This window comes from Comamonas sp. CMM02 (genome assembly GCF_014851485.1).
In the GTDB taxonomy this organism is placed as follows: domain Bacteria; phylum Pseudomonadota; class Gammaproteobacteria; order Burkholderiales; family Burkholderiaceae_C; genus Comamonas; species Comamonas avium.
This window is the reverse complement of the sequence record NZ_JACUZW010000004.1, coordinates 1-14,453: the sequence shown is the minus strand read 5'-3', so window position 1 is coordinate 14,453 and position 14,453 is coordinate 1. Positions and strand designations below refer to the sequence as shown.

The 14,453-nt window shown below is 58.1% G+C and carries 10 protein-coding genes and 1 rRNA gene; 9 read left to right on the top strand and 2 right to left on the bottom strand.

The genetic code is table 11. The features are described from left to right. Nucleotides 1-11: 11 nt before the first annotated feature. Entirely contained in the window at nucleotides 12-2,717 is a 2,706-nt protein-coding gene (gene leuS, locus IB213_RS13690; protein WP_192407229.1) for a leucine--tRNA ligase, read from the bottom strand. Nucleotides 2,718-2,966: 249 nt separating this feature from the next. Here leuS and IB213_RS13685 point away from each other — a divergent pair, with 249 nt between their 5' ends. Further along, nucleotides 2,967-4,205, top strand: a complete 1,239-nt coding sequence (locus tag IB213_RS13685) for a mechanosensitive ion channel family protein (protein ID WP_191722273.1) — start codon at nucleotides 2,967-2,969, stop codon at nucleotides 4,203-4,205. Between the two features lie 59 nt (nucleotides 4,206-4,264). Next, complete coding sequence (gene mnmA / locus IB213_RS13680; protein ID WP_192407228.1) at nucleotides 4,265-5,386, top strand: tRNA 2-thiouridine(34) synthase MnmA; 1,122 nt, start codon at nucleotides 4,265-4,267, stop codon at nucleotides 5,384-5,386. A 104-nt stretch (nucleotides 5,387-5,490) separates the two neighbouring features. On the opposite strand, the gene IB213_RS13675 is transcribed toward mnmA, so the two are convergent. Next, nucleotides 5,491-5,778: a hypothetical protein gene (locus tag IB213_RS13675; protein ID WP_192407226.1), complete on the bottom strand. Its 288-nt coding sequence runs from the start codon at nucleotides 5,776-5,778 to the stop codon at nucleotides 5,491-5,493. Nucleotides 5,779-5,875: 97 nt separating this feature from the next. Here IB213_RS13675 and IB213_RS13670 point away from each other — a divergent pair, with 97 nt between their 5' ends. The 7 genes from IB213_RS13670 to IB213_RS13640 form a co-directional block, all read left to right on the top strand. Further along, a complete protein-coding gene (locus IB213_RS13670; protein WP_192407224.1) occupies nucleotides 5,876-7,156 on the top strand; it encodes a glutamate-5-semialdehyde dehydrogenase in 1,281 nt (426 codons plus the stop codon). A 69-nt stretch (nucleotides 7,157-7,225) separates the two neighbouring features. Continuing rightward, nucleotides 7,226-8,683: a Trk system potassium transporter TrkA gene (trkA, locus tag IB213_RS13665; RefSeq protein WP_191721809.1), complete on the top strand. Its 1,458-nt coding sequence runs from the start codon at nucleotides 7,226-7,228 to the stop codon at nucleotides 8,681-8,683. A gap of 15 nt (nucleotides 8,684-8,698) precedes the next feature. After that, a complete protein-coding gene (locus IB213_RS13660) occupies nucleotides 8,699-10,165 on the top strand; it encodes a TrkH family potassium uptake protein (RefSeq protein ID WP_192407222.1) in 1,467 nt (488 codons plus the stop codon). Between the two features lie 95 nt (nucleotides 10,166-10,260). Next, nucleotides 10,261-11,562, top strand: a complete 1,302-nt coding sequence (gshA, locus tag IB213_RS13655) for a glutamate--cysteine ligase (protein WP_191721807.1) — start codon at nucleotides 10,261-10,263, stop codon at nucleotides 11,560-11,562. 222 nt (nucleotides 11,563-11,784) lie between these two features. Next, nucleotides 11,785-12,966 carry a benzoate/H(+) symporter BenE family transporter gene (locus IB213_RS13650; RefSeq protein ID WP_192407220.1) on the top strand — a complete coding sequence of 394 codons (1,182 nt, stop codon included), beginning with the start codon at nucleotides 11,785-11,787 and terminating at the stop codon, nucleotides 12,964-12,966. Between the two features lie 47 nt (nucleotides 12,967-13,013). After that, nucleotides 13,014-13,964, top strand: coding sequence for a glutathione synthase (gene gshB / locus IB213_RS13645; protein WP_192407212.1), 951 nt, complete (start codon nucleotides 13,014-13,016; stop codon nucleotides 13,962-13,964). A gap of 384 nt (nucleotides 13,965-14,348) precedes the next feature. Then, nucleotides 14,349-14,453 (top strand): 16S ribosomal RNA (locus IB213_RS13640); the annotation flags it as partial.

Sequence of the window (14,453 nt, the reverse complement as noted above, 5' to 3'; positions counted from 1 at the left end):
TTGGGGTTGCGTTAGACGACGATGTTGACCAGGCGGCCAGGCACCACGATCACCTTCTTGGGTGCGGCGCCGTTGGTGAACTTCAGCGCGTCTTCGTTGGCCAAAGCCACGGCTTCGATCTGCGCCTTGTCGGCCGAGGCAGGCACGCGGATGGAGCCACGCAGCTTGCCGTTGACCTGCAGCACCAGCTCCAGCTCATCTTGCATCAGCGCCTTGGGGTCTACCTCGGGCCAGGATGCATCCAGAATGTCGCCTTGCTTGTTGGCGTAGCCCAGCGCCTTCCACAGCATGTGGGTCAGGTGAGGGGTAGCGGGGTAGAGTACGCGCAGCAAGATGCCGAAGCTTTCGATCATGGCGATCTGGCCGTCGGCGGTGTGCGTCGCCTTGAAGCCTTCCAGCGCGTTGATCATCTTCATCGCACCCGACACTACGGTGTTGTACTGCATGCGCTGGTAGTCATAGTCCACCTGCTTGAGCACGGTGTGAATCTCCAGTCGCAGGGCCTTGGCATCCTTGTCAAACTGCACATCATCCAGGCTGTCCAGGCCCAGCGCCAGCATGATGGCGGGGGTGTAGTTCACGCCCAGCAGCTTGTGGCCAAAGTTGTACACACGGCGCAGGAAGCGGTAGCTGCCCTCTACGCCGGCGTCATTCCACTCCAGCGTCAGCTCGGGCGGCGCGGTGAACATGGTGTACAGACGTGCGGTGTCAGCGCCGTACTTTTCAATCAGCTCTTGCGGATCGATACCGTTGTTCTTTGACTTGGACATGGTGCCCACGCCCTCGTAGTCAATGGCTGTGCCCACGGGCAGCATGCCGTCGGCGCTGTCCACTGCCACCTTGAGCTTGGCACCAGTGATCTTGCCGCCTTCGTCCAGCACGTGTTCCACGTCCTTGGGCCAGAAGTATTCCTTGGCGCCCTTTGCGGTGCGGCGGCTGTAGATGTGGTTGAGCACCATGCCTTGCGTCAGCAACTGGGTGAAGGGCTCATCGACCTTCACCAGACCCAGATCGCGCATCACCTTGGTCCAGAAGCGGGCGTACAGCAGGTGCAAGATGGCGTGTTCAATGCCGCCGATGTACTGGTCCATGGGCATCCAGTAGTCGGCACCCTCGGCCACCATTTTCTCGCTGTTCTGTGCGTCGCAATAGCGCATGAAGTACCACGAGCTGTCCACGAAGGTGTCCATCGTGTCGGTTTCGCGGCGGGCGCTCTTGCCGCAGCAGGGGCAGACCACGCCAGCATGGAAGGCCTCTGACTTGACCAGCGGGTTGCCTGAGCCATCGGGCACAAGGTCTTGCGGCAGCACCACGGGCAGGTCTTTTTCAGGCACAGGCTGGGCGCCACAATCTTCGCAATGGATGATCGGGATGGGTGTGCCCCAGTAGCGCTGGCGGCTCACCCCCCAGTCGCGCAGACGCCAGGTGGTCTTCTTTTCGCCCAGATTTTTGGCGGCCAGCAGTTCGGCCACCTTGTCCACAGCTTGCACCTGGTTGAGGCCGTTGAGCGCACCAGAGTTGATACAGACACACTTTTGCTTGTCGCCATACCACTCTTGCCAGGCATCGGTGTTGAAGGTCTGGCCCTCTACCGTTACCACTTGCTCGATGGGCAGGCTGTACTTCTTGGCAAAGGCAAAGTCGCGTTCGTCGTGGGCAGGCACGCCCATGACGGCACCGTCGCCATAGCTCATCAGCACATAGTTGCCCACCCAGACTTGCACCTGCTTGCCAGTGATGGGGTGAGTCACGAACAGGCCCGTGGGCATGCCCTCTTTTTCCTTGACGGCCAGCTCTGCCTCAGTCGTTCCGCCCTTTTTGCACTCTTCAATGAATGCGGCCAGCTTTGGGGCGCTGGCTGCAGCGTGCTGTGCCAAGGGGTGTTCAGCGGCCACGGCGCAGAACGTGACGCCCATGATGGTGTCGGCACGCGTGGTGAAGACGTACATCTTGCCGTCGTCAATCAGCTTGCCAGCAGCGTCCTTGATGTCGTGGGTGAACGCAAAGCGCACGCCGGCGCTTTTGCCAATCCAGTTCTCCTGCATCAGGCGCACCTTGTCGGGCCAGCCAGTCAGCGTGGCCTTGTCGTTGCCCACTTGTACGTGCTCCAGCAGCTCCTGGGCGTAGTTGGTGATGGCCAGGTAGTAGCCCGGAATCTCACGCTTTTCAACCGGCGCGCCAGTGCGCCAGCCGCGCCCGTCAATCACCTGTTCGTTGGCCAGTACGGTCTGGTCCACCGGGTCCCAGTTGACCACCTGGGTCTTGCGGTAGGCAATGCCTTTTTCCAGCATTTTCAGGAACAGCCACTGGTTCCACTTGTAGTACTCGGGGTCGCAGGTGGTGATTTCACGGCTCCAGTCGATGGCCAGACCCATCGCCTGCATCTGGTTCTTCATGTACGCGATGTTGTCGTACGTCCACTTGGCTGGAGGCACCTTGTTCTTGAGCGCTGCGTTTTCTGCAGGCAGACCAAACGCATCCCAGCCCATGGGCATCAAGACGTTGTAGCCCTTCATGCGCAGCTGGCGCGTGAGCATGTCATTGATGGTGTAGTTGCGCACGTGGCCCATGTGCAGCTTGCCGCTGGGGTAGGGCAGCATGGAGCAGGCGTAGAACTTCTTCTTGTTGCTGTCTTCTACGACGCGATAGGCATCGGTGGCGGTCCAGTGGTCGTGTGCGGCGCGCTCGACCTCAATGTGGTTGTATTTGTCTTGCATGGAACTGGTTGGTGGTGCTGCAGTCACAATACTGCTTCGCGTAGATTTTAGGCGCTTGGGCGCAGCTTACCGCTGTCATGGGCTGACACCCCCGCAGCCCTCTGCGCCTCTGCGGCCGAATGGCCGTTTTTTCATGGCCGTTTTTCGTGCCTGTTTTTATGTTTTGTAACTCCGCAGTGCCAAGGCGTTGCGGTGAAGAGGTGAGCTTCGGTGAGTGTGTCTTCGTCTATTTTTGCGCTGTATGCCGATATGGAGCCTTGGGCCCAAGCGACCAGCGGTTTGATGCTGCTGGCCCTGCTGGCGATCGTCTCGCGTTTTATTGCGCAAGGCGTGCTGTTTCATTTTGTGCGCATGTGGCGCAACACCATGCCGCTGGGCTGGGCGCAAATTTTGCTGCACGACCATGTGCTGGTGCGCATTGCCAAGATTGTGCCTTCGGTGGTGGTGCAGCTGGGTATCGGCTGGGTGCAGCAATTGCCTGCTACGGCAACAACAGCTATCGGCAATGCGGCTGCGGCTTTCACCATCTATCACATCGTGCGCGCCTTCACGGCCTTGCTCAGCGAGATCAACGAGGCCCATGACCGCCATGATGGCCCCAAGGCCACGCAGTCGCGCTCTATCAAAAGTTATGTGCAATTGGGCAAGCTGCTGGCCTATGGGCTGGGTGGGCTGCTGATTGTGGCCAGTGTTTTGAATCGCTCGCCGCTGCTGCTGCTCTCGGGACTGGGTGCCATGTCGGCCGTGTTGATGCTGGTCTTCAAGGACACCATCATGTCATTTGTGGCCGGGGTGCAACTGTCTTCCAACGACATGATGCGCGTGGGCGACTGGATTGAAATGCCCCAGGTGGGAGCAGACGGCTTTGTGGTGGACATTGCGCTGAACACCGTCAAGGTGCAGAACTGGGACAAGACCATCACCACCATTCCCACGTGGAAGCTGATGAGCGAGAGTTTTAAGAACTGGCGCGGCATGTTTGATGCCGGGGGCCGCCGCATTTTGCGTGCGCTGCATATTGATGCCGCCACCGTGCACTTGCTGACCGCCGAAGAGCGCAGGGCGTTGACGGGCATTGACTTGCTCAAAAGCTACTGGAATGAACGCGATGGGCTGCTGGCTCAGCCGGAATCGGCAGAGCACGCCATGCCTTTGCAGGCGATTGCACCAGAGATGGTGACCAATCTGGCTGCCTTCAAAGCCTATGCCTATGCGTATTTGCTGGCGCATCCGCGCATTGCCAAGGGTCCGGGCATGTTTTTGCTGGCGCGCACGCTGGAGCCATCGCCCACAGGCATTCCCTTGCAGCTGTTTTGTTACACCAGCACCACGGTGTGGGTGGAGTACGAAGGCATTCAGGGCGAGATCTTTGACCACCTGATCGGGGTGCTGCCGCTGTTTGGCCTGTCGCTGTACCAGCGCTCATCGGACTACAGCAACCGCCAGATCGTGCATGCGCTGAGCCATGACGAACCCGAGCACCCCTGAGAGCTGCTCTAAACCCGCACCCGCACGCACAAGCGGGTGCCCAGAGATAATTTCAAGCTATGACTAAGCACCGTGTAGTCGTTGGCCTGTCCGGCGGCGTAGATTCAGCAGTGACGGCCCATTTGCTCAAGCAGCAAGGGTGCGACGTGGTCGGCATCTTCATGAAGAACTGGGAAGATGACGATGACAGCGAGTTTTGCTCCAGCCGGCAAGACTTCTTGGATGCGGCCAGCGTGGCCGATGTGCTGGGCATTGAGATTGAGCACGTCAACTTCGCTGCTGACTACAAAGACCGCGTATTTGCCGAGTTTTTGCGCGAATACCAAGCAGGGCGCACCCCTAACCCTGATGTGCTGTGCAATGCCGAGATCAAGTTCAAGGCATTTTTGGACCATGCCATGCGCTTGGGTGCCGACAAAATAGCCACCGGTCATTACGCCCGTGTGCGCCAGAATGCGGACACCGGCCTGTTCGAGCTGCTCAAGGGCGTGGACAACAGCAAGGACCAGAGCTACTTTTTGCATCGCCTCAGTCAGGCGCAGTTGTCCAAGGCCATGTTCCCCGTGGGCGAGCTGTGCAAGACCGAAGTGCGCCGGATTGCCGAAGAAATCGGCCTGCCCAATGCCAAGAAGAAAGACTCCACCGGCATCTGCTTCATTGGCGAGCGCCCTTTCCGTGAGTTCTTGAATCGTTACATCAGCAAAGAGCCGGGCTGGATGCTGGATGACCGTAACCGCCGCCTGGGAAAACACGTGGGGCTGAGCTTTTACACCTTGGGTCAGCGTTCGGGTCTGGGCATTGGCGGTGTCAAGGAAAAGGGGGCTGCCCGCGGCGAGGGTGACCACGCACCGTGGTTTGTGGCGGCCAAAGAGATGGAAAAGAACGTACTGCGCGTGGTGCAAGGGCACGACCACCCTATGCTGCTGTCGCACCGGCTGGACGCAGACAGCGCCAGCTGGGTGGCCGGGCATCCGCCGGCTGCGGGCACTTACGGCTCTAAAACCCGTTACCGCCAGCCGGACTCACCCGCTGTCATCACGAGCGCGGCAACCAGCAGCCACTTTCGTCTGGATTTCCCCGAAGCACAGTGGGCCGTCACGCCTGGCCAGTCGGCCGTGCTGTATGACGGCGAGGTGTGCCTGGGCGGCGGCATCATCGCTGCGGTTGACCCCAAGGATTGATCGAACCCTTCGTACATTCAAGGCAGCTGAGGCTGCCTTTTTTTGATCAAGTTTTGATCAAATCGACTGCAGGCGCATACGTAGCAAGCGCTGGCAGCGATGGTTTACATGCCCAGTTGCGCCCGTGCTTTGTCCAGCCAGCCGCGCAAATGCTCGTGTAAATCAGCTTGACTGAAAGAGCAGCTTTCTTCGGTAAACAAGGCGCTGGACTCCAGCCGGTCCAGCAGTTGCAGCAGCACGGGGGCATAGCGCTCGGGCAGCGCCGCAAGCAGTGCCTGTGAGGCGCGCGCTTGCTCGTTGAGGGCAGAGGCACTGATGCTGCCATCTTCAAAGCGCAGCAAGGCATCTTGCAATGCTTGCAGCTGAACGAGGGCGTTGGTCTCGGCGGTCATGGGTGTTTCCTGCGCAATGGTGGTGTAGCTGCAGTGTAGAACCAGTGGCGCAGCCTTGTTCCAGCAACACCACGCACTTCTCAGCGAGAATGGTGGCATGAATGCGCTGAACATTGCCGAATACATGCAAACCTTGGGTTTGCAAGCAAAAGTGGCTGCAGCCCAAATGGCGCGCGCCAATGCTGCTACCAAAAGCAAAGCCCTGCTGGCCTTGGCCCGCTTGCTGCGCGAGAGCGTAGAAGCTTTGCAGATCGATAACGCCAAAGACCTGGAACGCGCCATGGCCAACGGTTTGGCTGCACCCATGGTGGATCGCTTGCGGCTGACACCCAAGGTGCTGGAAACCTGCGCCCAGGGCTGCGAGCAGCTGGCGCTGATGCCCGATGTGATTGGCGAAATCACGGGCATGAAGCAGCAGCCCAGCGGTATCCGCGTGGGCCAGATGCGTGTACCTATCGGTGTGTTCGGCATGATTTTTGAAAGCCGCCCCAATGTGACCATTGAAGCGGCCAGCCTGAGTATCAAGAGCGGCAACGCCTGCATATTGCGCGGTGGCTCCGAGGCGATTGAGTCGAACAAGGCCCTGGCCAAACTGGTGGCGCAGGCCATGCAGGAGGCCGGTTTGCCCGCGCACGGCGTGCAACTGGTCGCCACCACCGATCGCGAAGCGGTCGGCCAACTGATTGCCATGCCCGCCTATGTAGATGTGATCATTCCCCGGGGTGGCAAGAGCCTGATTGAACGCATCAGCCGCGAAGCCAAGGTGCCGGTCATCAAGCATCTGGATGGCAATTGCCACACCTATGTGGACGACCCTTGCGACATCGATCTGGCGGTGAAGGTGACCGACAACGCCAAAACTAACAAGTACAGCCCCTGCAATGCCACTGAAAGCTTGCTGGTGGCCCGTGCGGTGGCGCAGACTTTCCTGCCCAGAATTGGCGCCATCTTTGCTGCCAAAGGGGTTGAGATGCGAGGCTGCCCCGAGTCGCTGGCAATCTTGCAGGCTGTGCAGGGCCTTAAGCTGGTGGCCGCGACCGAAGCGGACTGGAGTGAGGAATACCTGGCCCCCATCATCAGCGTGAAGGTGGTGGATGGTGTGGATGCCGCCATTGCCCACATCAACCGGTACTCCAGCGGTCACACCGAGGCCATCCTGACTCGCGACCATGTGCATGCCCAGCGATTTTTGCGCGAGGTGGATTCGGCCAGCGTCATGGTCAACGCCAGCACACGCTTTGCCGATGGTTTTGAGTACGGTCTGGGTGCAGAGATCGGCATCAGCACTGACAAATTCCATGCGCGCGGTCCGGTGGGCATTGAGGGGCTGACATCCCTTAAATACGTGGTACTGGGCGAAGGCGACGTTCGCAGTTAAAGGCTCCAAACCAAAAGGCTGCTTCGGCTGCCTTTTTCTTTGGCCATCGGCGCAAGACGGAAAAATGGCATGAAGATCATCATCTTGGGGGCGGGGCGTGTGGGTTACAGCGTGGCAGAGAGTCTGGTCTCCGAGCGCAATGACATCACAGTGATTGATACGGATGCAGGGAGGCTGGCCGAGCTGCAAGACCGTTTTGACCTGCGCGGCGTGGTGGGCAACGGCATTGATCAGCAGGTGCTGGCGGAGGCCGGTGCGGCAGATACCGACTTGCTGATTGCCTGCGCGGCCCAGGATGAAACCAACCTTGTGTGCTGCAAGATTGCACACATGGTCTTTGGTATTCCGACGCGAGTGGCACGCGTGCGTTCATCCGGCTTTGATGTGAACCAGCCCTTGATGGGGACCGATGGATTTGCCGTAGACGCCATCATTTGCCCCGAGGCTTCTCTGACCCGCTACATCCGCAAACTGATTGAGTACCCCGACTCCCTGCAGGTGCGTGAGTTTGCCGGTGGGCGAGCGTGCCTGTCTTCGGTGCGTGCCCGTGCACGGGCTCCTGCAGTAGGCATGCGCATTGGAGATTTGCGCATGCACAACCCAGATCTGGGGCTGCGCGTTGTGGCCATCTACCGCCGTTTTGCCGATGAACCTGACCGTTTTGTACGCTGCGATGGTGCTACGCGCATCGAGCCTGGCGATGAAGTCTTTGTGTTGGCGGCCCGCGAGCATTTGCAAGAAGTACTGAATGCTTTTCACCGCCCCAGCGACCAGCCTGCGCGGGCTGTCCGCCGCATTTTGATAGCGGGTGGCGGACAAGTCAGCCTGCAATTGGCGCAGGAGCTGGCGGCCGAGTCTGACCAGTTCATCATCAAGATCATTGAAGATGACCCTCGGCGCTGCGAGCAACTGGCGGCGGCGTTGCCCAGCGAGGTGCTGGTACTGCAGGGCAGCCACACGGATGAGGATTTGTTCTTTGAAGAAAACGTTGAAGAGACCGATCTGTTTCTGGCCCTGACGGAAGACGACGAAAACAACATCATGGCCAGCCTGCTGGCCAAGCGCATGGGGGCCAGCCGCGTGCTGGCACTGATTAACCGGCGCAGCTATGCCGATTTGATGCACGGCACGCAGATTGATATTGCGCTGTCACCTGCGCAGGCCATGCTGGGTGAGTTTTTAGCCCACGTGCGCAAGGGTGATGTGCAGGCCGTGCACAGCCTGCGACGGGGTGTGGCCGAAGCGCTGGAAATTGTGGCGCGTGGAGATCGCAAAAACTCCAAGGTGGTGGGACGCAAGGTGGGCGATTTGAAGTTGCCGCCGGAGGTGCACATTGGGCTGATCATTCGCGGTCTTCCGGATACAGAGGACATTCGTGCACAGGCCGATGGGGTGGAGCCCGAAGTCATCATTCCGCGCAGCCATTCGGTGATTGAAAGCAATGACCATGTGGTGTTCTTCCTGCCCAACAAGCGGTTGGTGCAGGAGGTGGAGCGCCTGTTTCGCGTGAGCGCCACTTTCTTTTAAGCGCTGGAGCCCGCCATGCGAGACCTCTTTCCAGTTCTGCGCGTCTTGGGCGTGCTACTGGTGTTTTTTGCCCTCAGCATGAATGTGCCGATGGCGGCTTCGTGGTTTTTAGAAGATGGCATGTGGCAAGCGTGGCCCAGTGCCATGACAGTCACGGCGGTGCTGGGGCTATTGATGTGGTTTTGCATGCGCCACCACAAGCAAGAGCTGCAGCCGCGGCATGGCGTGATCTTGGTAACTTTGGTCTGGGTGTGCCTGCCTTTGAGCGCCGCTTTGCCCATGATGCTGATTTACAATCAGCTTGGACTGGATCTGTCTTTTACCTACGCTTATTTCGAAGCGGTATCGGGGCTGACTACAGCGGGCTCATCGGTGCTGTCCAATCTGGATGCGCTGCCGGTTTCGCTCAATATCTGGCGCACTTTTCTTCAATGGATTGGTGGCATGGGTATTTTGATCTTGGCGGTGGCTATCTTGCCGCTGCTGGGAGTGGGGGGCAGTCAGCTGTTTCGTGCAGAGGCTGCAGGGCCGGTCAAAGACACCAAACTCACACCACGTATCACCGGCACAGCCAAGGGGCTGTGGGGTGTGTATGCCGTGTTCTCAGTCAGCTGCTTTGTGGCATTTTGGTTGGGAGGCATGACACCGCTGGACGCTGTGATGCATATGTTCACCACGGTGAGCCTGGGTGGCTTGTCGCCGCATGATGCCAGCTTGGCGTATTTCAAATCACCGCTGCTGGAAGTCATTACCTTTGTCTTCATGGTGGCGGCCAGCTGCAACTTTGCGCTGTATTTTGTGGCCATGCGCAAAGGCAACTGGCGGGGGTTCTGGCATGACCCTGAAATGCGAGCCACCGTTGGGGTACTGCTGGCAGGTGGACTGTTTGTTGCGCTGCTGCTGTGGGTCAAAGGGATTTATAGCCCGCTGGATGCATTGCGCTACGGGATGTTCAACACCGTGTCAGTGGCGACGACCACCGGCTTTGTGACAGCAGATTATTTGACCTGGCCGGTGTTTGCGCCGGTGTTCATGCTGATCTTGTCGGGCATGGCGACCAGCGCAGGCTCGACGGGCGGCGGCATCAAGATGATGCGCATGCTGATTTTGTTCAGTCAGGCGCGGCGTGAGCTGACAAGACTTGTGCACCCGCGCGCAGTACAACCCGTTGTAATGGGCGGGCGCGTTGTGGATAACCGCATGATTTTTGCGGTTATGGCCTTTATGCTCGTCTATGGCGGCACGATTGTGCTGCTCAGCATGGTGCTCATGCTGACGGATCTGGATCCTCTCACCGCATTTTCAGCTGTTGTGGCGAGCGTGAACTGTGTGGGGCCGGGGCTGGGGGCTGTGGGGCCAACATCCTCTTATGCGGCGCTGACAGACTTGCAAATTTGGGTTTGCACCTTAGGTATGTTGTTAGGAAGGCTGGAGATTTTGAGCTTTCTGGCACTGCTAACTCCAGCATTCTGGAGAAGGTGAGTGAGCACATGCGTATGATTCGGGGAATAAGGGTTAGTACTTAATTTTGTTGTGACTCCCTACAATTACACAACCACCGTCGTTTGAGGACATAAATGGTTCCACATCTCATTACTGCTTTGACCGGCCCGATTAACGAGCTAGAACAGCGCATCATCGATTCCATGCCCGCGATTGAGCGCTGGTTTCGTTTGGAGTGGATGGAGCACACGCCGCCCTTCTACAGCTCGGTGGATATCCGTAACTCGGGGTTCAAGCTGGCACCTGTGGACACCAACCTGTTCCCAGGCAACTGGAACAATCTGACCGACCAGATGCTGCCTTTGGCAGTGCAGGCCACCATGGCGGCGATCGAAAAGATCTGCCCCGAGGCGCGCAACCTCCTGATCATTCCGGAGAACTACAACCGCAACCCTTCGTACCTGAGCAACTTGGCACAGCTGCAGCGCATCTTCAAGATGGCTGGACTGAATGCGCGCTTGGGTTCGATCAGTCCGGACATCAAAAAGCCCACAGAGCTCAAGCTGCCCAATGGTGAAACCGTGCTGCTGGAGCCGGTGATTCGCACCAAGCGCCGCATTGGGCTCAAGCATTTTGACCCTTGTACCATTTTGCTCAACAACGACCTGTCGGCCGGTGCGCCGGGCATTCTGGAGGAGCTGTACGAGCAGTACCTGCTGCCCCCGTTGCATGCAGGCTGGAGTGTGCGCCGCAAGAGCCGTCATTTCCAGAGCTACGAAGAGGTGGCCAAGCGTTTTGGCAAGCTGCTGGGTATTGACCATTGGTTGATCAACCCCCTGTTCGCCAAAGCCGAAGGCCTGGACTTCACCGAAGGTGCGAACACCGGCATGGACAATCTGGCCGCGCAAGTGGATGCGCTGCTGACGAAGGTGCGCCGCAAGTACAAGGAATACGGTATCAAGGAAAAGCCGTTTGCCATCGTCAAAGCGGACAACGGCACCTACGGTATGGGCGTGATGACAGTGCGCGACGCCAAGGAGCTCGATGAGCTGACCAAGAAGGCGCGCAACAAGATGGGCATCATCAAAGACGGCCAGATGGTGCAGGACGTCATCATCCAGGAGGGCGTTCAAACCTCTGAGCGCATGCACGATGCCGTGGCCGAGCCCGTGGTCTACACGCTGGATCGCTATGTGGTGGGTGGCTTTTATCGCATGCACCCTGAGCGTGGTGTCGATGAGAACCTGAACGCGCCCGGCTCCAGCTATGTGCCTTTGGCGTTTGCGCACAGCACCCACATGCCCCAGCCCGGCATGCACCCCGGAGCCAGCGCTCCCAACCGTTTTTACATGTATGGCGTGATTGCGCGTCTGGCCATGCTGTCTGCCAGCTATGAGCTGGAAGCGACCAACCCGGATGCCGAGGTGTACGACTGACGCTGGGGTGTGATTGCGGGGTTCTGTAAAACAATAGCTATTAACGCGCATGTGGCTTAGGTCTTAAATATAAAACTATTTGAAATCTATATGTAGCAAGCGTTGGTAGCTCTTATTTTCTAAAGCGCGTGGTGCAAGCCCCGCGCTTTTTTTATGACCTGTGCGCTGTAGCGTGCCTGCAGGTATGGCGCACAGCCGCCGGTCTGCGCACAATGTGCAGCTATGCAATTTTTTAAAGACTTCAGCCTGTCCGCGCTGAGCGCTGGCTTTGTGGCGGTGCTGGTGGGGGTTACCAGTTCGGTGGCTCTGATCTTTCAGGCGGCGCAGGCCTTTGGGGCTACTCCTGCACAAATCAGTTCATGGATGTGGGCGCTGGGTTGGGGTATCGGCTTGTGCTGTGCGGTGCCGTCACTCATTTTGCGCAAACCAGTCATGGTGGCTTGGTCTACACCTGGGGCTGCCGTTTTGGCGGCAGCAGGCGTGACGGGCGGCTTCTCGATGGCCGAGGCCGTCGGTGCCTTCATGGTCAGTGCGGCCCTGATTGCGCTGTTTGGTCTGAGCGGCTGGTTTGAAAAGCTCATGGATCGCATTCCAGCATCCATTGCCGCCGCCTTGCTGGCCGGTGTGCTGGCCCGGTTTGGTTTGCAGGTGTTTGAATCTGCGCAAACCGCGTTGCCTTTGGTGCTGCTCATGCTGGTGGTGTATTTGCTCTCGCGCCGCGTGCTGCCACGCTACGCCGTCATGACTACGTTGCTGGCAGGTGTTGCTTATGCCGCAAGCCTTGGGCTGATGCAGTGGGAGCAAGTGCAGTGGTCATTGGCCATGCCTGTGTGGACGGCACCCGTATTTTCTTGGCAGGCCTGCGTCAGCTTGGCATTGCCTTTGTTTGTGGTGACCATGGCATCGCAGAACTTGCCGGGTGTCGCGGTCATTCGCTCTGCAGGCTATGACCTGCCCATCTCTAAATTGGTGGGCATGACGGGAATCGCCACCTTGCTGCTCGCGCCTTTTGGCGCCTTTGGCATCAACTTGGCGGCCATTACCGCCGCCATGTGCATGGGGCCAGAGGCGCATAACGACAAAGCCAAGCGCTATACCGCCGCAGTGTGGTGTGGGCTGTTCTATGTAGTGATCGGCATCTTTGGTGCCGTCGTGGCGGGTTTGCTGGCCGCTTTCCCCAAAGAGCTGGTCATGGCGATTGCGGGGTTGGCTTTGCTGGGCAGCATCGGTGGCGGCCTGGTCGTTGCGTTGCAGCAAGAAAGCAGCCGCGAGCCCGCACTCATCACCTTTTTGGTCACGCTCAGCGGCATCGTGATTGCCGGGGTTGGCTCTGCATTCTGGGGTGTGGTTGCAGGTGGTTTGGCCTTGTTTGTGCAACAGTACAACCCTTGGCGTACAAAGTAACGCTGCGTTTTCTGTTTTTCACTGAACGGGTTGATCCCCTGCAAACCATGCAATTTCTTTTCGTTGCCGATCCGCTGGATACCTTCAACACCAAAAAGGACAGCACCTTTGCCATGATGCGCGAGGCGCAAAAGCGGGGCCACACCGTTTTTGCAACAGAGCCTAAAGACATCAGCTGGCAAGTTGGTGGCAAGGTCATGGCGCAGGTGCGCCAGCTACGGTTGACGGGCAGCCTTCAAGACTGGTACGAAGAAGTGTCTGTAGAGCAGCAGCCCTTGGCCAGCTTTGACGGCGTGCTGATGCGCAAAGATCCTCCCTTTGACAGCGAGTTCTTCTACACCACCCATATGCTCGGACAGGCTGAGCGAGAAGGTGCCAAGGTCTTCAATAAGCCCGCTGCGCTGCGTGACCACCCTGAGAAAATGGCGGTCATGGAATTTCCCGAGGTGCTGGGCCCTACGCTCATCACTCGCAACCCCCAAGACATTCGCGCCTTCCACGCCCAGCACCAGGACATCATCCTGAAGCCTCTGGATGGCATGGGCGGGATGGGCATCTTTCGGGTAGGCGCTGATGGCATGAACCTGGGCTCCATCATCGAGACACTCAACCAGCAAGGCACCACCAGTGTCATGGTGCAAAAGTTCCTGCCTGCGATTGCGCAGGGTGACAAGCGCATCCTCATCATCGGCGGCAAGCCCGTGCCGTATTGCCTGGCCCGCATCCCTCAAGGCAGTGAAGTGCGCGGTAACTTGGCAGCGGGTGGTAAAGGTGTGGCGCAACCCTTGAGCGACAGTGACAAAGTCATCGCTGAAAAACTGGGTCCCATCTTGGCCCAGCGTGGTTTGTTGCTGGTAGGTCTGGATGTGATTGGTGACAAGGTCACGGAAATCAACGTCACCAGCCCTACGTGTTTCCAGGAGATCCAGCAGCAGACGGGTTGTGATGTCCCGGCGCTGTTCGTCGATGCCTTGGAACAGGCTGTTCTGGCTGCCTGATTACGCCTTCAAAGCACCCGCCGGAAGGCGGGTGCAGGAATTTCTAGGGAATTCCCTGACGGGCGTCAAAAGTCAGGTTAGAATTGCGGTCTTCGCTGCTAACGACGACGTTACGGTGAAGCAAAAGAAGTTCTAAAAATTCTTTTGCAAGCACTGCGAAAACGGTGCTACAATACAAGGCTTCGCTGATCGCAGCGGGGTTAAGTTCCAAGAAGAGATTTTTGGGATGTTTCTTTAAAAAGATACAGCCGATAAGCGTGGGCGTTTGAAGGCGAATTGCCAAGTTCTTTTAGAACTAATCAAACGCTCATGGAGATAGAAGTGAAGTTCACTTCAATTCCGTTTTTATGAGTGAAGTCGAGAGACTTTAAATTTATCAAGATCGAACTGTAGAGTTTGATCCTGGCTCAGATTGAACGCTGGCGGCATGCCTTACACATGCAAGTCGAACGGTAACAGGTCTTCGGATGCTGACGAGTGGCGAACGGG

Bases quoted from the DNA above. Each gene is read 5' to 3' on its own strand.
- leuS (WP_192407229.1), bottom strand. From the start codon at position 2,717: ATGCAAGACAAATACAACCACATTGAGGTCGAGCGCGCCGCACACGAC.
- IB213_RS13685 (WP_191722273.1), top strand. From the start codon at position 2,967: ATGGAGCCTTGGGCCCAAGCGACCAGCGGTTTGATGCTGCTGGCCCTG.
- mnmA (WP_192407228.1), top strand. From the start codon at position 4,265: ATGACTAAGCACCGTGTAGTCGTTGGCCTGTCCGGCGGCGTAGATTCA.
- IB213_RS13675 (WP_192407226.1), bottom strand. From the start codon at position 5,778: ATGACCGCCGAGACCAACGCCCTCGTTCAGCTGCAAGCATTGCAAGAT.
- IB213_RS13670 (WP_192407224.1), top strand. From the start codon at position 5,876: ATGAATGCGCTGAACATTGCCGAATACATGCAAACCTTGGGTTTGCAA.
- trkA (WP_191721809.1), top strand. From the start codon at position 7,226: ATGAAGATCATCATCTTGGGGGCGGGGCGTGTGGGTTACAGCGTGGCA.
- IB213_RS13660 (WP_192407222.1), top strand. From the start codon at position 8,699: ATGCGAGACCTCTTTCCAGTTCTGCGCGTCTTGGGCGTGCTACTGGTG.
- gshA (WP_191721807.1), top strand. From the start codon at position 10,261: ATGGTTCCACATCTCATTACTGCTTTGACCGGCCCGATTAACGAGCTA.
- IB213_RS13650 (WP_192407220.1), top strand. From the start codon at position 11,785: ATGCAATTTTTTAAAGACTTCAGCCTGTCCGCGCTGAGCGCTGGCTTT.
- gshB (WP_192407212.1), top strand. From the start codon at position 13,014: ATGCAATTTCTTTTCGTTGCCGATCCGCTGGATACCTTCAACACCAAA.